This is a genomic window from Exiguobacterium sp. s26 (genome assembly GCF_018618235.1).
Taxonomy (GTDB): domain Bacteria; phylum Bacillota; class Bacilli; order Exiguobacteriales; family Exiguobacteriaceae; genus Exiguobacterium; species Exiguobacterium chiriqhucha.
In genome coordinates this window covers 53,128-71,323 of record NZ_JACSLS010000010.1, presented here as the reverse complement: position 1 = coordinate 71,323, position 18,196 = coordinate 53,128, and the positions used below count along the sequence as shown (strand labels likewise).

Sequence of the window (18,196 nt, the reverse complement as noted above, 5' to 3'; positions counted from 1 at the left end):
TCTGACTTTATTGTGACACATTCGAGCGCTCGTGTGAAAGAAAACCATCATGCCAATGGGCTCTCCATTCTTTACCCGAAAAAAGGCGCCTTGTCTCCGATTCGAGCAGGCACCATGGCATTTATTTCGGTCGTTCGATTTCGAACGTTTCGCCGAGCGTGGCATAGAAGTTTCCGGCGAGTCGACTTACCGGTGCCAATCGTTCGGCGTCGATACGTCCGGCTTCATAAAGCGCCGGGTCAATATGGAACCTCACGACTCGCGCAATCAATAAGTCAGCCGTCACTTTCCCGTCATGCTCAATCGGAACGTGATGGTGCAGTTTACATTCCATTCGGATTTTGGCTTCTTTCACGCCTGGCGTCTCGATGATATCACTTGGTGCGGTCATGAACGTCGTCCGATCAAGCTCACTCTCCGCTGGCCCTAAATTGGCCGCGGTCTCGTTGACGAGAGCCACGTTCGTCTCATCGACGATATGGATGACGAGTTCTTCTGTCGTGACCGCATTGCGGGCTGTGTCTTTCATGACACCGTTCTTACGTTGAACCGATACCGATAGTAGCGGCGGCTCGGACGCCACGATGTTAAAGTAACTAAACGGCGCAGCATTGATTGTGTCGCCGTTTCGAGTCGTCACGAAAGCGATCGGCCGCGGAACGATACTCCCGATTAAAAATTTGTACGTGTCTCGCTCGGTTAACGCTGAAGGTTCAATCGATAGCATAAGAGCACCTCTTCCATAGTCATTTCTTCTCTTTCAAGCTATCCTGTTCCCTTCGCATGTGTCAATCGGAAGCACATTTGAATGTGTAAGATGCTGAAATCCGGGGTATATCCGTCTAGATATGATATTTAAACAGAGAATGCTTGATGGCACATTGTTTGAGCAATTCGGTGTTCATCTAATTTTTCTTTTTGTATATTTCCGTTATACGACAATGGAATTGGAGTTGGTTTTTAGTTAAGGAAGGAAGTAGAGTGTATTATGGGCAAGTGGATTGAACAATTGAACAGTCGTCAAATTCTCGGCATCCTTTATGGTGTTTGTATCACCAGCCTCGTTTTAACAGCAATCGGTGCTTGGTTCGTTCGGGACGATACCGTCTCACCGACCGAACTTCTGACGTTGCGTTGGATCTGGATGACCGGGCTAGTCATGTTTATCACTGCTATTTTATTAATTGGACGTCCTTTGATTACACGAATGGTCAGTCAAAACGAAAATATGCGCGCGAAGCAAACAGAGATGCAGTCCGTGCTCGAGGCGTCGAAACAAAACGAGACCAAACTGCAGTATCGTAACGAATTGATTGAAGTACTCGCTTCGAAGGAATCGTTACTCGACTATTCGGCTGTCATCGAAAAAATCGTCTGGTTGACCGAGGCCGAGTTCGGGGCCGTATTGCTCGTCAAAGACGATGAAATCACGTCCGTCGTACCGAAAGGGATGACCACTGAACAACAAGAAGATTTGAAAGTACAGTCGCTCTTACTCAAACGCGTTATGATTTCAAGAACGCTAGAGGCGAGTTCAAAAAAAGTGGCCGACCAGCTTCACGGCTACCCGTACTATATCCATGAGACCGTCATCCCGGTAAAAGATCCATCAGACGGAACGATGATCGGTTGTTTATATTTGGCCTGTTACGATAAGCCGTTCGATGCGAGTGAAACATCAGAGTTGAACGCGTTCGCGAACCAGTTGGCCATTTCGCTCTTACGGACGCGGCTTTATCGCCAGATGCAACAGGATCGTAAAGAGACGGCACAATTAATCAACTCGGTCCGTGAAGCGATTCTTTATTTCAACTATGAAGAAGACACGATTGTCGGCAACCGCGCCTTTATCCGCATGTTCGATGAACTTCAATTCGAATACGCCGGTTATGAGGAACTGACAACGTTATCGATTGATATCGAACCGTTTGCCGAACGTGTCGATCAACAAGACCTTTTCATCAGTTATATCGAACGTGTCTTCGACCAAGAGCCGCCGGAAGACGGTTTATCGATTTCATTGGATCAAGGCGATTGCTTCCTCCAAGTCTATGCAGAGAGTATTTACCGAGACGGGAAGATTCACGGCACGATGCTCGTCTTGCGCGATGTGACGGCCGAAACTGAAATTGACCGAATGAAATCAGAGCTTGTCTCGACGGTATCTCACGAATTGAGAACGCCGCTGTCATCGATCTATGGATTCACAGAGTTGATGCTCGAGCGTGATTTGAAGGCAACCCGCCGCGAATTGTACTTGAAGACGATTCACGATGAGGCGAAACGTCTCTCGTACTTGGTCAACGACTTCCTCGACCTTCAAAAGATGGAGGCCGGAAAACAGACGTTCGAGTGGGAGACGGTCGATTTGCTCGAGCTCGCCCGCGACAGTATCAGCTTTTATCAAGAGACGACCGATTCGCATCATCTACACCTTGATGCCGATGTCGGACAAGACTTTAAAATCGAGGCCGACTTGGAAGGGATGCGACAGTTGCTCGGTAACTTGCTCAGTAACGCCATCAAGTATTCCCCAGAAGGCGGCAACGTGCTCGTCTCGTTGGAACGACTCGAAGGACAAGTCGTCATGAAAGTCCGCGACAACGGGATGGGTATCCCTTCTTCCGCCTTGCCGAACTTGTTCGGCAAATTTTACCGGGTCGATAACTCAGACCGTCGTAAAATCGGAGGGACAGGACTCGGTCTCGCCATCTGTAAAGAAATCGCGAAAGCGCACGACGGACATTTACACGTTGAATCGATTTACGGGGAAGGTAGCACATTTATTTGTGAATTGCCGACATCGAAAGAAGCGATTCATCAATGAACACGACCGGAGTCGTTCCGGTCGTGTTTTTTACGCCTTAGCTTCTATTTTTAGCAGGAATGTTTTGGGATAATCTAGAAAAAGAGTAACATCGAGAAACGAAGGCAACATCGATTTACCCTTCCCATTTTTCTCGCAGGTTAAGTCTAGAAAAAGAGCTATACTAGTAAGGAAGAGACAGACAAGATTGGAGGTCATGAAGTTGGATCACCGCGACCCACCGTTTTCAGAACTAGGCGACTTTAAACAATGGGGACGTTTTGATATAAACGTGCCACTTCAAGGCGGGCAAGCCGAACTGCAAGCTGCCGTATCGATTGTTAGACATCATATTCCTTTGCGGTTGGGTGGGTTTTATATCATCGCGAGTGAAGATGGGATTTTGCGAAGCGGCTCTCACGATGCCAATTTGCAAAAACATATCATTCACCTGCTCCAACAAGTTCAAACGGGCCATGTGGAAGACGAAGCATTGATGAACGAACCGATTTGGACGATTCATTATTTCACCACTCCATAAACGACAAGAGACGATTCGGGCGTCTCTTTTTTTGTGCAAAAAAAGAACGCCTGAGGAGGCGTTAATCAATGTGAGACATGATATCAATGACTTTTTCATAGTACTCAGTGGCCAATTTATATTTCCCATTACTTCGAAGTTCTCTAGCTAACCATAAAGAGTATTTTTGCATATACACATAATCATTATTCATCTCAAAATAGTGAACTGCGTCTTTCAGTGATTTAATCAACTCAAGCTTGTCTGGGACTTGATAACAGTTTTTATAAATTTCAAAATGATGATCGAATTCTTCTAATCCCGTTCGATCACCTTTAATCTCGTATCCTTTGGCCAACCAATTTAAGATTTCTTCTGTGTTGTTGTAGTTTGTATATCCTTCAATCAACGACACGACACTATACAATTTACTTTTCACTTCTACTTTGTAATCGAAACTCTGCATAAAATATTCAAGTGCCCGCTCTTGATCGCCTAGTGAAGAATAAATCTCACCCATGTTATTGTAGAGCATTCCATAATAGTTATTTAGACTTGTCGCACTTATTACTTTGACCGCTCTATGGTAATGAGCCAAAGCTTCCGTAAAGCGTCTTCGACGCTTAAAGGCTAGCCCAATAATAATGTGACATTCAACGATTCTCTCTAAGAAGAAATGCTCTTGGAAATAATCAAGCGCGAATTTCACATTCTCGATTGCTTGAAGATAATCTGTGAATTTGTAATACAATCCTCCCATGATATATCTCATATCTGCCATTTCCCACGTAGGTAAATTTGAGTGGGGAAGTTGTTCGTTAAGCTCTTCAAGCAATTCCAAGGATTTTTCTTTCTCATTTTGTGTAATTAATCTTATGCTTTTTATCAAAGTATATCTAAGCTTATCTTCTCTGTTTAACTGTTCTTCAATCCAACCAATCTCGGTGAAGTACTTTCCCTCACCATCTGGCATGATCTCAAATCTAGCCAAAGCTATTAACAATGTTATATATAGCTCTTTTGATTGATTAACCACAGGATTAGTTAAGTATTTGTTAATTTCAATTCGCTTATCTTGATCTTTCCTTGTTAAAATAGCATCTTTCAAAATCTCTTCAATTTCGCTCTTTACTTTCTCGACTTGTTCGCTGAAATCATAGTACAGAGGCACTTCAATTTCAAGCCTCTTAAAAATCATCTCTAGTACTTCTTCACTAGGAGATGTTTGGTTATTTTCAATTTTACTCAAGTAAGATATTGAACAAATCCCTCTAGCTAAGACAGACTGCTTCATATTCCTACGCATTCTCTCAATTTTTATAAGGTTTCCGTAGTTGTATTCCATCCCAAGAAATAGCCCCTTCGCCCTAATTATTAGCGTTTTTTAAAATAAATATAGTCTGGAAACGTGCATATCAGGAAACTTTTAACCTAAAAACGATATTTTTGATGTTTTTCTGCTATGATTTTCCCAACCTATAGCAGTTCGTTAGACTGTTTAATCATGATAAAATTTAACTAGTAAATATAAAACTTTATATTTTTATAGGTAAAATGATTCACTTTAAAACCAGTTGTAGGATTTATATTTCGGAGGTGAATACATCAGATGGGAAAACTAAGTTTTTTACTGGCTGAAGATTATATTAAACCTAAAATCTATTTCCAATCTAAACAAGCCCCGGTATTCAATACATCCTATTCGTATACCGATCACAATCAATTTGAGGGACTAGAACATTTGACCCAATTGTTGCGTTCTCCAAAAGGATTTATCGTAAACGCTTTTCAAATCGATTATTATCAAACTTTGCCACAACTAATTACAAGAACTCTTAAAGAAAATCGGTCATATAAAAAACTATACATTCTTGGACCTGAACTGTCTCTCTCTATTCTAAAGCGCAGTTCAAAAACCGTCTATGAGAAACACTTCCAAGAATATGGATATATCAATATCGAACGAGATTTTCAATCAGTTCTGCGCCAATGTTTAGCCTTATTGCAGGAAGGACATATCTTATATATTCTTCCGGAAGCGTCGATTTGCTGGCAACCAGAATCTTTTCAATCATTAGAAAATCAACTTTCTCCACTATGTAGCACATTACTCAGTCAAAAGGCGCACGTTCCAATTTTATCTTCATCTACTAAAGAAGGGTCTGACAAAGTCATGTTACATGAGCCTAACCTACCTCAACAATATGTAGGAGATTTGGAATCACGTGTTTACCAACAGTCAGAATCGGTATATAATTTACTAGAATCTCCAGTTTCTGACTACTGAGTACTGTCATTTCACACTAGGGTTCGCAGCTTTATTCAAAATAACTTATTCAACGGAGGGATTCATGATGAAAAAGATTACAGGACTACTATTCATCGCTGCAGCAGTTTTATTACTTGGCAGCTCAATCAAACCAATGGGTGAAGATTTACCACGTTTGACGAAATTTAATGCTCCAATTCAAACCTTTGGTGAGGACCTCCCACGTTTGACTAAATTCGAACCAATTATCAAACCATTAGGCGAAGACCTTCCGCGTTTGACAAAAATTGAATCAACAATCAAACCATTAGGTGAAGATTTACCACGCCTTACTTGATTGTTAAAAGAGACGCCCTCGTGCGTCTCTTTTTTTATTTCCGAAACTCTGGAAATAAACTTATTGAAAAAAAGTCAAACAATTTACATATTAACCTCCATTTTTTTCTTGTTTCCTTATATAATAACGGAGACATGATGACGATTTCATTTCACAGCTACTTCACCTATCTTATGAATAAAGGAGCGGATCTCGATTGAACCAAACGAAATCATCTTGGAACTTGAAACTGTTGCTTAGCTCTTCCCTCGTCATTGGTGGCATGGCCATCGCTCCATTCGATTTGACGCCGAACGGTTTCGAATCGAGCCGAGTCGAAGCTGCCTCTACATACACGACGACAGCAAACTTGAACCTTCGTTTAAGTGCCGCCACATGGAGTCCTGTCCTTTTGACGATTCCAAACGGGGCGACCGTCAAATATGTTAGCAAGTACGGCTCTTGGTACAAGGTCAGCTACGGTGGAAAGACCGGCTACGTCGCTTCGCAATACGTGAAAGTTTCGACTCCCTCGACGATGACGCCGAGCTCAGCCTCGTACTACAAAACGACGGTCAATTTAAACTTGCGATTGACGGCAGCCTCGTGGAGCTCGGTCTTGACGACGATCCCGAACGGCGCCACCGTCAAGTATGTCAGTCGTTATGGCTCTTGGTATAAAGTCAGTTACAACGGAAAGACGGGCTATGTCGCTTCGCAATACTTAACAGCCACCGGAGCCCCGACTACGACGACTTCTACCACGTCCTACCAAACGACGGTCAACTTGAACATGCGCTTGACGGCAGCCTCGTGGAGCACGGTGTTGCTGACTATCCCAAACGGTGCGACCGTCAAATACGTCAGCAAGTACGGCTCTTGGTATAAGGTCAGTTACGGCGGCAAGACGGGTTACGTCGCTTCGCAGTATTTGAAGCCGGCCACGACGACGACACCAACAACATCAACCGGTTCAGGTCGGACAATCGTGATCGATGCTGGACACGGCGGGAATGACCCAGGGGCTGTGTACGGATCAGTGTACGAAAAAGTCATCGCTTTCGATATCGCCGCACGTCTCGCGAGTACGCTCTCGAATACATATGGCTATAACGCACGGATGACGCGCTCGAACGACGTGTACTTGTCGCTCGCACAACGCGTCGAATTGACAAAATCGTATAAAGGTAGCGCCTTCGTCAGCATTCATAACAACTCGTCGACGAATACGTCTTACCACGGTCACGAAGTCCTCGTCCCGACCGGTGAAAGTTATACGACGAACCCATACATCTCGGCTAGCCGCAGTTTAGGGGCAGCCATCAACCGTGAACTCGGTGTCCGAATCCCAACGATTCGTAACCGTGGTGTGAAATATCAAAACGTTTATGTCGTCGGCAAGAACAGCGTCCCATCGACCCTTGTCGAATATGGTTTCATCAGCAACTCGAACGACCGCTCGCACTTGACGAGCACCACATACCGGCAACGGATGGCAGATGCCACCGCTTCTGGGATTCATCAATTTATGAGCACTTATAAATAAGCAAGAGACCTGATCGCATGCGATCAGGTCTCTTTTTCATTGGCGGGACAACGCCAAATTTTATGATGCGCCCCCGGACCCCAATAGTGCTCAATCGTCACGAGCGGCGGGCCGAGCCGCTTCTCCCAATAGGCTTGTGACGTTGGAAAGCCGTCATCTAAATAAAATGCCGTTTGTTGATTCGCCACGAGTTGCCGTCTCATATTGTCTATCAAGAAACGACCGACACCTTGGCGTTGGGCACCAGGTGCGACGTACATGCATCCGATTTCAGGAACGTTCGGCTCGATGTCGACGTGTGCGGTAATGATGTCATTCGGAGGCAAAATCGCGGCCGTCCCTACGATGACGTCGTCTTGGAGCACCACGAAAATTTGAACGGTCTCGTCCTCGAAACTGTCTTGAACGGTCGTATTCAACCGTTCGACTTCCTCATCCAACAAGTCGGCATCTTCAAACTGTTCTCGGCGAATCAAATCACTCAGACTCTCCATAAACAGCCGTTGGAGCGGCTTTACATCTTCACGTTCGAGCGGGCGAAAGTTCAATCTCTCCACTTCCCTCTGTTCCTGAATGATACGTGCTAGTCTTTACCCGCGTCCGCTTCTGGCGTAACGTTCGGTTGATGCGACCCTTCCACCGCCTCGAGCTGCTCGAGATGATCGTAACCGAGATGTCCATGCGTTCTCCAGATGAGGACGATTGCAGTCGTGACGAGCAATAACGTCAAATGGAGAAAGCCGATCGGAAACATGCCCGGCTTCATTATTGGAATGAGTGCGAACGAGACATTGAACATCGTATGGAGCAAGAAAACGGACCATAAATTCATCGTCGTAACATTGTAGAGCCAGGATATGATGAACGTGAAAGCGAGAATCGCCATGGCGTATGCCCAAAACGGGATGAGCGATTGCCCGGTCCCCTCCATCAAAAAGAGTGGCGTATGCCAGACGGTCCAAACGCTCCCTACGAATAGACTCGCCTTGATCGGGGTCGTCTTCAATTGACACGCATCGAGCAAATAGCCCCGCCACCCGTACTCTTCTTGCATCGTCCCGCCTAGGAACAACATGTAGAAGAACGTCGGCACGACGAGCCACGGACGCTCAAACAGCGACGCCCCTTCTGCATTGGACCACCAATAGGCAATCAGGAAAACGAAAGGAAGGAACAACAGGCCGAACGCATAGTATCTTCCTGCCATCCGCCACTCGAATCCACGCTTCCATAACGTCGTGACACCTTCCCAACCGTTCTCTCGGAACGCCATGTAACTCCCGGCAAGACTTGGACCGAATGCCCCGATCAGCACAATCGCTTGAATCGGTAACTCGGTCCCGATAAATAGTCCCCACCACGCCAACCATGAGAACCCAAACGCGATGAGGAGAAATAAGATGATTTCTTTCTTTGTCGGTATCATTTGTCTCCTCTCCTTCTATCCGTAGTTTACCCGCTTTCCGAACGACTTCCCTATTTCACGCAAAAAATATTTTCAAGGTATGAAGCAAAATGATAGATGGACTTTTGATTTCCAAGGTATAATTGAAATTACAACAAAATTACATTCATAGTGAGGTATATATGGAACCAGTCGTTGAACACTCGATGAGTCACAATGGGTTTCTCGTGATTCTGTCTTATCTGATTGCCGCCGTTTCTGCTTACGCCGCCATCGAACTGGCCCGACGTGTCAATTCAGCGAACCGTTCCACCCAAAACGTCTGGATCATCGCTGGTGGCGCGACACTCGGTCTCGGCATTTGGTCGATGCATTTCATCGCCATGCTGGCCCATGAGGTATTGCGACCGATCACGTATTCGGTCCCGCTCGTCCTATTGTCCGTCGTCATCGCCATGGCCGGTTGCATGTTCGGCTTCTTGATTGTCTCGCGTCGCACGACTCGACCAGCCCTAATCGGTGCCGGGTTAGTCATGGGAGGCAGTATCGCCAGCATGCATTATGTCGGAATGGCAGCGCTCCAAGGCGTCACGACTTCCTACAATCCATGGTTGGCGGCGCTATCGATTTTGATTGCGCTCGGCGCCTCGCTCGTCGCCTTATGGATCGGCTTCTTTTCGAAGTACACACAGAAAAAGATGCATATGGAACTGAAGGTGTTCTTCTCCCTTTTGATGGGTGTCGCCATCTTCGGCATGCATTTCGTCGGCATGCTAGCGGCGACGTTCACGTTCGTTGAGACAGACAGACCTTTCGCCAATGCGATTGAGCCTTCACTGCTCGCATGGCTCGTGACGGCGATTACGATTCTCTTGTTCGCCATCTTCTTCTTATCACTCACGCTCGATCGTCATCTCCGCAAACGAGAATTCATTCAAGCGACGATTCTTGATTCGACGACGGATGCAGTTGTCACGACGACGAAAGACGGAATGATTCAATACGCGAATACAGCCTTCTATCGCTTGTTCGATGAAGTCGAGCAGGATGCCTTTTTCCAAGACTATCATCCGTCGCTCACGATCAATCAACCGTTCCATGAACCGAGACGCGTCGATCTCGACGACCGGACGATTGAAGTGACGAGTTACCCACTCAAAGGGGAAACGATGGACCAAGTACTTTGGTTCTTGCGTGACGTCTCGGAGACGATTGCTTCGCAGCGTCTCGTCGAACATATGGCGTATCACGATACGCTCACCGATTTACCGAACCGGCATAAGCTCGAACGGATTTTAGCCGAACATATTCAAATCGAAGACCCGGTCGCTTGTCTCTATATCGACATCGACCGGTGGCGTTTCTTGAGTGACATGCTCGGGCATCACGGCTCGGACGAACTGACGATGCAAATCGCTGAGCGTCTGCAAGTGACCATTCACCCGGATGACATTTTGACGCGCGTCGGTTCATCCGAATTCATCATCTTGCTGTTTGATAAGCGGAGCACGCTCGCCAAACAGAAAGCCGAGAAGTGTATCAAGGCGATCTCGCAACCGTTCGATATCGACGGGACGACCGTCGAACTGACGATGAGCGCCGGCATCAGTCATTATCCGAAAGATACGAAGTCGGCCGAGGAGCTCGTGCAATACGCACGCCTCGCCGTCCACGAGTCGAAACGGACCGGTAAGAATCAAATTAAAGAATTCGAAGACGAGTCGAAGCATCAAATCCTTCGTACCGTCGAAATCGAAAAGGCGCTCGCGCAGGCGCTCGACCGAAATGAGTTTTCACTCGTGTACCAGCCGAAAGTGTCACTTACGCAAAATCGACTCGAAGGCGTTGAGGCGCTCCTGCGTTGGAACAACCGCGAGCTCGGTCACGTGTCACCGACAGACTTCATTCCAATCGCGGAGAACACCGGCCTGATTCACTCAATCGGCAGTTGGGTCATGCGTGAATCGTGCCGAGCTTGGGTCCGTTGGAAGAAGTCGGGCGTGAAACCATTCACGCTTTCGGTCAACGTCTCCCCGCTCCAGTTCGCGCGTGAGGATTTTGTCGAGTCGCTCCAGGCCATCTTGGATGAGACCGGGATGGACCCAATGTTCCTCGAGCTCGAGGTGACGGAGTCGTCGATGCTGTCATATGAAGAATCGACGCGAGAGAAACTCACCCAGCTCCATCAGTTCGGGATTTTAATCTCACTCGACGATTTCGGGACGGGCTACTCGTCGTTCCGTCAATTGCGTGAGCTACCGGTCCAAGTATTGAAAATCGACCGGTCGTTCATCGTCAACTTGTTCACCGATCGGAACCAGGAAGCCATCGTTCGCTCGATGATTCAACTCGGCCATAACTTGGGCATGAAAGTGCTCATGGAAGGTGTCGAGACGTCGGATCAGCTCGAATGGTTACTGAACGAACAGTGTGATTACGTCCAAGGTTATTACTTCAGTCGTCCACTTCTTGAAAAGGACGTCGTGAAACATGTCAAATCGGTCACGACGTACATCGAGTTTGGAAAGACACGCGCTTGATCAGACTGCAGCCCTTACGCTGCAGTCTTTTTTGTATGCAAAAATTCTCCCATGCCACCAGACACGGGAGAATCGTTTTACGAGACTTGCGCTTTTTCTTGCTCGCGAATCAAGTGGTATTGTTCGAGGATTAGCTTCGTCAGCGTATCATCCTCATGCAATTGGAGATATTTTTCTACCGTCGAGACGATGCCGTCTTCTTCGATGGAAAGATTGAGTTCAGAAGATTCTGAATCTTCAGGGTTGTAATAGGTCAAGGCAGCCGCGATTCCGTAGGCCAGTTCATTCGGTTCGATGCCGTTGTCGATGAGTTCGCGGGCTGGTTTGACGAGCCGATCACTCGGTCCGAGCTTACGAATCGGTGAGCGGGCGACGCGTGAGACTTCATCTTTCAACTTCGGATTCTCGAATCGTTTGATGATCTTTTGAATGTATTGGCTATGTTCTTTCGCCTCTCGTGTTTCCAGCCGCCTTTTTCTTGGCGCTCGCGCTCTTGTTCAGCTTCCCGTTCTTTAAAGAATGGTGGGATGACCCGTCGCTTCGCCCGAAAGCGTATCGCTTTGCCGGACGTGTTGCCGGCGGCGTCTTGTCATTCCAGCTCTTCGCCTGGCTCCTATTCGGTCAAGGCGAGTGGATCGGAAGTATGTTCTTGATCCCGTTCCTCATTTGTCTCTACTTCGTCATCCGCATGTTCAAATGAAAAAGGGGGAAGCGACTAAGCGTTCCCCCTTTTTTAAGAGATGTCGAGGTCGAGTAAGACTCCATAATGATCACTCGGCAATAGATCGGCGTCTGTGACGGACGTCTTTCCAAACACGCCCACGTTCGAGATGAAGGGGACGTCCTCTTCGTCGTGACGCAATAACATCCAATCATAGCGTGCTGGTTGTTTCTGCAAAGAATCCTGCTTCAAATACGGATTGTGTACATAATCCAGCGTCGGCTCATCCCCTCCACGACCACACATGGCGACATCGATCCAACGATGTGCGGTCAAATCACGATAGATCTCCGACTGCGGATTGTCATTGAAGTCACCACATAGCAACTCGTAACGTTCTCCCTCACCGATCCACTCGCGGACCGCTCGCACTTGCGCTTCCCGAATGACCGGCGACCTCCAGTTCAGATGGACGTTCGTCAATCCGAACGCGTGACCTCCTGCTTGAAACGTCACTCGCATCGCACAGTAGTTCGCTTCTTCTACCTCGTGGTGCCAAATCGCATCATTCGTCTCGAGAGGAATATTACTTAAGACAGCGAGCCCTTCATCGGGTGAATCCGGATAGGCGAGAAACACGCAAAACGGATAGCCCGTTTCGTGGGCAATCTGCTCGGCTACACTGATGCCTTGCTCCCCTTCCACATGCGTTTTGACTTCTTGAAGCGCCAGCACATCAGCGTTAATCATATTCACTGTGGCACAGATGGACTCGATCCGCTCCGACCATAATGTCGGATTGTTCCAGAGGTTGAACGTCGCAATCCTCATGTACTGGCTCCACTCTGTTGCAAATCTGTCAGCACGAATTGTTCGCTTTCTTGAAGCTGTTGAATCGTTTCGCTCAACTCACCGACCGTGTTGTCTAAATAGTAACGGTCCGGTGCACCCGAGCTTAGAAACTCGTTCCGCAATATGATGACCCGCTCCACCATCTGCGCATCGCTCGGCCTATGCTGATCGCGTTGGATGTGAACGTCTTGCTCCGCCCATAAGATGACGTAGCGTACTTCGACACCTTGTTCAATCCAGTGAACCGTGTAGCGCTTCACGTCTTGCCAAAAAGCGACCCAGTCCACGACGACGTCATACCCCGCCTCAAGAAAATTATCGGTCAACGCGACGATATTCTTCCAAACCAAATCGTTTGCCCGCTCTGATTCCCAAGGCCTTTCACGACCAGAGACTGCCATATGACTGATGTCATCCCCCGACACGTATGCACTCTTCTCCATGCTTTGAGCGAGCCATCTCGCCGTCGTCGACTTTCCGACACCAGCCGGACCTGAAATGATCCATACTTTCCGATTCATCATTATCCTCCTTAACATATAAGAGGAAGCGCCTAAGCGCTCCCCCACTTTTGTTCTTCTCGCAATTCGGCTTCCGTGACGTAGTGCTCGTCGAGTTGAGCCATATGCCGCTCATACAGACGATGCTCAAGAATGGCGAGCATGTAAGCTCCTAGCCCAATCAACGCGAATGCTTGAAGTGAAATCCAATCCGTGAGCAATGCGTAAATCCACACTAGGAAGAAGGGTAGCGTCACGAGCCCAAAGATGGAGTTAAGATGGATGAGCCGCTTTGCTGCATCCGACTTCAAAAATTGTTTTTTAATGTTCTCGCGTTGCCACATCTTGCGAAAATCGGGAAGACCCGCTGCGATGCTGAGAAATATGACCGTCATGGGTGATAGCCAATTATACTCTAATGAGAAAAATAGAAGTGCGGCCAACACCGCTGACAAGAACACTTGTGTGGAATGCTTTCTCTGGTCGAACGCCGTCAATTCACGCATTTGGCTCCGTTTATCCATGACCTTGCTCCTTCTCGATGTCGCGCGCTTCCCGAATCAGTTTTAAATCCTCCCCCGTCAAATAATGACCATCATGCTTTTGGATGATGCGATCGAGCCACTTCCCGAAAAAGGCAGCTCCCCAGAAAAAGGCTTGCGACAACAAGAACGCCTGAAATGACTGCGGTTGTGGCGTCTCATAGAATACGACAATCCCGTAGTATCCGATTGCGCTAACCCCAATCAAATAAATCGTATACCGGAGCGTAAGCAATTTCCGTGCCTGTCCATTTTTCACGAACCGACGCCACATGAGAAATCGAGTCGTTTCGATGCTAATCATCAGAGCGAAAACCGACACTAAGAGCACAAGGATAAGTGACTCGGGCATGTCCCAGTACGATGCGTAAATTAACATCCCAACGACCGCTGAGAAGACAGTTATACCGAAACCCCAACTCGTCCACTTCTCAAACCGGAGAATCGTATCAATCTGTTGTTTTGATTGTGGTGACAGTTCCATTTAGCTCATCCTTTCCATCAATTCTTCATACGTCGGTGCATGAGGATCATGCTTTTTCAACTGACGTTCAATGAATCGTTTCCGATGATTTTCAGTTAAACCCCAAATCCCAAATAGAAGTCCAATCCCAAATCCAAGCGACTCCGTTGTGAGCAAGGTCGTCATAAACGTTCCCATCAACATCGCGCTAATCCAAGTGTCCGCATATTCGACCTTTAGCCACTGTAAGCTTTTTGAGTGCGTCGAGACATAGCGAAGGAGACGGTATTGTTTATGCCCCATGAAAATAAGGAATACGGCGATGGTCCACATTAAAGGAATCAATAACATTTTTTCGAATAGAAGCGCAACAATCATTAATAGAATGTAGATGCCCAGAACCGCGCCCCCAAAGCGTTGAATTCGTTTAATCGATTGGACTTCTTTTTGAATAGAAGATTCCATCCGCTCACCCCCTAGGCTGTTCGTATGTAGGAAGCCACACATCCTCTTCTTTCATCCGCTTTTCGATTCGTATCGTCAACAACCCTGCTACTATAAGCATGAGCATCCCACCTAGATACAGAACGTTCGACTCAAACAACTCACCACCATTTAAAGCGATAAAGAAGGCAATCGTATTGAAGCAGTCACTTCCGACCTGTCGGCGATAGAGATGCGACAATTTCGGATTCAATGTCCGCCGCATCAGGGACCGTCGAATATACATAACATTGACGGGAACGAGCGCTAGTCCGATATAGAGAATTCCCCAAAACAGATGATCCGTCCATGCTATAACTGGAAGGACGACAATCAAGAATACACCGACAATCCCAAAGATGAGTTGATGGAACGAACGAAACCACGCCCGTTCCTGCTCAATGCGTTCTCTCATCGCGCTTCCTCCAATTCAAGGGCGCGCAAGATTGGATCATGGGCTTGTAGCGCCCGGTTCAAGTGGCGCGACACGACCTCGGCGAGTGTTCCCCAGATGACGACGGCGAACGCCCAATAGATGTTGTCGCGACTAAAAATCAATAGACCACCGACCATGATGACAAGCACACTCGTATTGACGATGTCGTACACCAACTGCCAACGGAGTAGCTTTTGGGCGGCTGACTCGACCAAAAACGAACGCCTCATCCGATATTTCGCCACGTCTGAAACGAACAGCGCGATGCCGACAAGCCCGAGCGGTACGGCAATCCACGTCGCCTGTCCAATGAACATGAAAACGAACGCCAGAGTGACGATCGTTAATAAGACGTAGCCGATGCGTGTGTGTCGTTGCTTCCATTCTCGTTCCCGTTCCATTCGAACTGATTGTGCCATTCCCTCTCCCCCTCACTCTTCTCCTTTTCTATACGAAATACCTTTCCAATTTGTTTCGCCCATTTTTAGGATTCTCATTTCAATCGTTCGACGTTTTTCAACAAATGCGGAAGGATTCTCGTCCACCGATATCTAATTTCTGATATACTGATAGCGTATTCATACCTACAAATTTTGTTGCGAAAGGTGCAGAAAGTCATGGGTCCAAAGTATAAGCAAGTCGCTGAACAGATTGAGACGGATATTATGAATCACGTCTATCAACATACGAACAAGCTCCTCACCGAGGACGAATACGCCAACAAATATGGCGTCAGCCGCAACACGATCCGAAAAGCGATCGAGATTCTTGTCAACAAAGGCTACGTCTATCAAGTGCAAGGGAGCGGTGTCTTCGTCCGTGACCATTATATGAGCGATTATGTGAACCTCGAGAAGTTGCAAGGTCTCACGAGCGACTTCAGTGGACGGAAAGTCGAGACGCGCGTCCTTGATTTCGAATTGACGACAGCGAACGATGAAGTGGCCGAACGGATGAAGTGCAACGTCGGGACGCCCGTCTACTACGTCAAACGTCTCCGGCTCGTCGATGACCATCCGTTTTCGGTCGAGGATTCGTATTTCCGAAAAGACCTCGTCGTCTATCTCGACCGGAACATCACCGAGAAGTCGATCTACAACTACTTCCGAAATGACCAAAAGCTCGCCATCGGTTTTGCCGACCGTGTCATTTACGCCGACTTTTTGAACGCGGAAGATGCGGCACTGCTCGGACTGAAAGAGAACGACCCGGCCCTTCTCGTCGACAACACCGTCTATTTGACGAACGGTCAAATCTTCGACGTATCGCGCTCGACACATCATTTCCGCCATGTGAAGATGCTCAAAGTCTCTAACATCAAGTCCTAAACGCATTCGAGAGATTGTTCTCGTGTGCGTTTTTTTATGTTCGCATTTCGGGCAAAAGAAAGGGTTTACATGTAAGCGGTATCGTGCACTATCATCTTTTTATAATTTGTAACTATGAATTTTGGTTATCCATACAAAAAGGAGAGATAATATGGTTTCTGAAACAATTGAAATTACTCCCAAAGATATCTTCGGTTTAATCGCCCTTTCAGGCGACGCGAAAGCAAGCTACCATCATGCGATGCTGTTGATGCAAGAAGGCAAAGCAGAAGAAGCGGCTGAAGCGGTCAAAGCTGGTGACGCGACATTAAAAGAAGCACACGCCATCCAGACGAAATTCGTCACACTCGAGGCACAAGGGAAAACGGCTACGGTCGGAGTCCTCATGGTGCACGCGCAAGACCACTTAATGAACACGATCCTCGTCAAAGAGATGCTCGGCTATATGATGAACATGCAAAACGAAATCAACCAATTGAAAGGAATGGATCAAAAATGATGAAAATCGGACTCTTCTGTGCAGCAGGTATGTCAACAAGTATGTTAGTCGAAAAGATGAAAGCGGTTGCCGAGCGTACGTTCACAGAAGTCGTCTATGACGTGCTTCAAGCACCACTTCAAAACTTGACAGACACACTTGCCGGAGCCGTCATCATCGTGGTGCTCATGTCAGTCATGTGGTGGTGTGGAATTCACGGTGCTGCCATCCTCATGGGGATTAAGGGACCACTCCTTACAGCTAACACGCTTCAAAACCAAGCACTCCTCGATGCGGGTGAAACACTCCTTGCCGGTGAGAACGCGAAAATCGTTACAATCCAGTTCCTCGACGTGTTCACGAAGCTCGGTGGATCAGGCATCACAATCGGGTTCATTATCGCAACACTCATCGTCGCCCGCTCGGCTCACTTGAAGCAACTCGGTAAGCTCTCGCTTGCACCAAGTCTCTTCAACATCAACGAGCCGGTCATCTTCGGGATGCCGATTGTGTTCAACCCGATCATGTTCGTACCGTTCGTCATCGTTCCTGCCATCGCATCGTTCATGGTGTACTTCTCAATCCTTTGGGGCTGGGTCGACCCGTTCAACGCGCTTCAAGTGCCATGGACGACACCACCAGTAATCTCCGGTTTCTTAATCGGCGGATGGCGTGCAGCGCTCTTGCAGATTGCAACGATTGCCATGGCCGTAGCCGTCTACCTCCCGTTCGTCCGCATGCAAGACCGCGTGTCGTACGGTGAAGAGTTGAAAGCACAAGAAGACGCAGACAAAGCGTCAGCCTAAGTAAAAAACGACAGCCCTTCTCATCACAGAGAAGGGCTGTTATATTTAGGAAAATGAGTATGAGAGTTGGTACATAGATGAAACGAAATTATACGGTCACGTTCTGCTTATTGATGAGCGCCTCTTTCCTTGCCGGCATCGCTCTAGAGTCTGTCGTCCCGTTCGTACTAGGAGTCGTCTTTCTATTCGCAGCTGGCGTTCAAGCCAGGAAAGAAATCATTCATTAACAAGCAGCCAGCCTATTC

Annotated in this window: 23 protein-coding genes; 11 read left to right on the top strand and 12 right to left on the bottom strand. The window is 47.4% G+C overall.

Annotated features, from left to right (window positions below):
* Positions 1–121: 121 nt before the first annotated feature.
* Complete coding sequence (locus KNP82_RS13230; RefSeq protein ID WP_029596124.1) at positions 122–727, bottom strand: flavin reductase family protein; 606 nt, start codon at positions 725–727, stop codon at positions 122–124.
* Positions 728–988: 261 nt separating this feature from the next.
* Here KNP82_RS13230 and KNP82_RS13225 point away from each other — a divergent pair, with 261 nt between their 5' ends.
* Together KNP82_RS13225 and KNP82_RS13220 are read left to right on the top strand one after the other, a co-directional pair.
* Entirely contained in the window at positions 989–2,827 is a 1,839-nt protein-coding gene (locus tag KNP82_RS13225; RefSeq protein WP_241764612.1) for an ATP-binding protein, read from the top strand.
* A 202-nt stretch (positions 2,828–3,029) separates the two neighbouring features.
* On the top strand, positions 3,030–3,347 hold the full coding sequence (locus KNP82_RS13220; RefSeq protein WP_125318027.1) for a hypothetical protein: 318 nt from the start codon (positions 3,030–3,032) through the stop codon (positions 3,345–3,347).
* Between the two features lie 61 nt (positions 3,348–3,408).
* Here the strand turns inward: KNP82_RS13220 and KNP82_RS13215 are convergent, their stop codons facing one another.
* Positions 3,409–4,671, bottom strand: coding sequence for a tetratricopeptide repeat protein (locus tag KNP82_RS13215; protein ID WP_029596126.1), 1,263 nt, complete (start codon positions 4,669–4,671; stop codon positions 3,409–3,411).
* Between the two features lie 264 nt (positions 4,672–4,935).
* On the opposite strand from KNP82_RS13215, the gene KNP82_RS13210 reads away from it, so the two are divergent.
* The 3 genes from KNP82_RS13210 (at position 4,936) to KNP82_RS13200 (ending at position 7,457) form a co-directional block, all read left to right on the top strand.
* Positions 4,936–5,613, top strand: coding sequence for a hypothetical protein (locus KNP82_RS13210; protein WP_084158446.1), 678 nt, complete (start codon positions 4,936–4,938; stop codon positions 5,611–5,613).
* A 67-nt stretch (positions 5,614–5,680) separates the two neighbouring features.
* Positions 5,681–5,932 carry a hypothetical protein gene (locus tag KNP82_RS13205; RefSeq protein WP_029596127.1) on the top strand — a complete coding sequence of 84 codons (252 nt, stop codon included), beginning with the start codon at positions 5,681–5,683 and terminating at the stop codon, positions 5,930–5,932.
* Between the two features lie 196 nt (positions 5,933–6,128).
* Complete coding sequence (locus tag KNP82_RS13200; RefSeq protein WP_051627752.1) at positions 6,129–7,457, top strand: N-acetylmuramoyl-L-alanine amidase family protein; 1,329 nt, start codon at positions 6,129–6,131, stop codon at positions 7,455–7,457.
* A gap of 23 nt (positions 7,458–7,480) precedes the next feature.
* Here KNP82_RS13200 and KNP82_RS13195 read toward each other — a convergent pair whose 3' ends face one another.
* The gene (locus KNP82_RS13195) at positions 7,481–8,005 is read right to left on the bottom strand and encodes a GNAT family N-acetyltransferase (RefSeq protein WP_029596130.1); all 525 of its coding nucleotides are present in this window, start codon (positions 8,003–8,005) and stop codon (positions 7,481–7,483) included.
* A gap of 35 nt (positions 8,006–8,040) precedes the next feature.
* On the bottom strand, positions 8,041–8,883 hold the full coding sequence (locus KNP82_RS13190) for a CPBP family intramembrane glutamic endopeptidase (RefSeq protein WP_214828310.1): 843 nt from the start codon (positions 8,881–8,883) through the stop codon (positions 8,041–8,043).
* Between the two features lie 161 nt (positions 8,884–9,044).
* On the opposite strand from KNP82_RS13190, the gene KNP82_RS13185 reads away from it, so the two are divergent.
* Positions 9,045–11,402: a bifunctional diguanylate cyclase/phosphodiesterase gene (locus tag KNP82_RS13185; RefSeq protein WP_251128758.1), complete on the top strand. Its 2,358-nt coding sequence runs from the start codon at positions 9,045–9,047 to the stop codon at positions 11,400–11,402.
* A gap of 77 nt (positions 11,403–11,479) precedes the next feature.
* Here the strand turns inward: KNP82_RS13185 and KNP82_RS13180 are convergent, their stop codons facing one another.
* Positions 11,480–11,821, bottom strand: coding sequence for a mannitol dehydrogenase family protein (locus KNP82_RS13180; protein WP_353049065.1), 342 nt, complete (start codon positions 11,819–11,821; stop codon positions 11,480–11,482).
* Between the two features lie 38 nt (positions 11,822–11,859).
* Here KNP82_RS13180 and KNP82_RS13175 point away from each other — a divergent pair, with 38 nt between their 5' ends.
* Positions 11,860–12,102 carry a hypothetical protein gene (locus KNP82_RS13175; RefSeq protein WP_214800034.1) on the top strand — a complete coding sequence of 81 codons (243 nt, stop codon included), beginning with the start codon at positions 11,860–11,862 and terminating at the stop codon, positions 12,100–12,102.
* Between the two features lie 33 nt (positions 12,103–12,135).
* Here the strand turns inward: KNP82_RS13175 and KNP82_RS13170 are convergent, their stop codons facing one another.
* The 7 genes from KNP82_RS13170 to KNP82_RS13140 are packed head-to-tail and all read right to left on the bottom strand — an operon-like array spanning position 12,136 to position 15,758.
* On the bottom strand, positions 12,136–12,894 hold the full coding sequence (locus KNP82_RS13170; protein ID WP_214828307.1) for an endonuclease/exonuclease/phosphatase family protein: 759 nt from the start codon (positions 12,892–12,894) through the stop codon (positions 12,136–12,138).
* On the bottom strand, positions 12,891–13,436 hold the full coding sequence (locus KNP82_RS13165) for a P-loop nucleotide/nucleoside kinase family protein (protein WP_214828304.1): 546 nt from the start codon (positions 13,434–13,436) through the stop codon (positions 12,891–12,893). Before KNP82_RS13165 ends, KNP82_RS13170 begins: the two co-directional genes overlap by 4 nt.
* A gap of 32 nt (positions 13,437–13,468) precedes the next feature.
* The gene (locus tag KNP82_RS13160; protein WP_021065295.1) at positions 13,469–13,939 is read right to left on the bottom strand and encodes a hypothetical protein; all 471 of its coding nucleotides are present in this window, start codon (positions 13,937–13,939) and stop codon (positions 13,469–13,471) included.
* Positions 13,932–14,441: a hypothetical protein gene (locus KNP82_RS13155; RefSeq protein ID WP_214799816.1), complete on the bottom strand. Its 510-nt coding sequence runs from the start codon at positions 14,439–14,441 to the stop codon at positions 13,932–13,934. The genes KNP82_RS13160 and KNP82_RS13155 overlap by 8 nt, the downstream gene beginning before the upstream one ends.
* Positions 14,442–14,885, bottom strand: coding sequence for a hypothetical protein (locus KNP82_RS13150; RefSeq protein ID WP_214828302.1), 444 nt, complete (start codon positions 14,883–14,885; stop codon positions 14,442–14,444). It lies immediately after the preceding gene.
* 4 nt (positions 14,886–14,889) lie between these two features.
* Positions 14,890–15,318 (bottom strand): hypothetical protein, encoded by a 429-nt coding sequence (locus KNP82_RS13145; protein WP_214828300.1) that lies wholly within the window; start codon positions 15,316–15,318, stop codon positions 14,890–14,892.
* Positions 15,315–15,758, bottom strand: a complete 444-nt coding sequence (locus tag KNP82_RS13140; RefSeq protein ID WP_214828298.1) for a hypothetical protein — start codon at positions 15,756–15,758, stop codon at positions 15,315–15,317. Before KNP82_RS13140 ends, KNP82_RS13145 begins: the two co-directional genes overlap by 4 nt.
* A 198-nt stretch (positions 15,759–15,956) precedes the next feature.
* On the opposite strand from KNP82_RS13140, the gene KNP82_RS13135 reads away from it, so the two are divergent.
* The 4 genes from KNP82_RS13135 (at position 15,957) to KNP82_RS13120 (ending at position 18,178) form a co-directional block, all read left to right on the top strand.
* Entirely contained in the window at positions 15,957–16,667 is a 711-nt protein-coding gene (locus tag KNP82_RS13135; protein ID WP_214828296.1) for a GntR family transcriptional regulator, read from the top strand.
* A 151-nt stretch (positions 16,668–16,818) separates the two neighbouring features.
* A complete protein-coding gene (locus tag KNP82_RS13130; protein WP_214709491.1) occupies positions 16,819–17,166 on the top strand; it encodes a PTS lactose/cellobiose transporter subunit IIA in 348 nt (115 codons plus the stop codon).
* Positions 17,163–17,951: a PTS transporter subunit EIIC gene (locus KNP82_RS13125; RefSeq protein ID WP_214828294.1), complete on the top strand. Its 789-nt coding sequence runs from the start codon at positions 17,163–17,165 to the stop codon at positions 17,949–17,951. Before KNP82_RS13130 ends, KNP82_RS13125 begins: the two co-directional genes overlap by 4 nt.
* A gap of 77 nt (positions 17,952–18,028) precedes the next feature.
* Positions 18,029–18,178 (top strand): hypothetical protein, encoded by a 150-nt coding sequence (locus KNP82_RS13120; protein WP_158570788.1) that lies wholly within the window; start codon positions 18,029–18,031, stop codon positions 18,176–18,178.
* The last annotated feature ends 18 nt before the right edge of the window (positions 18,179–18,196 follow it).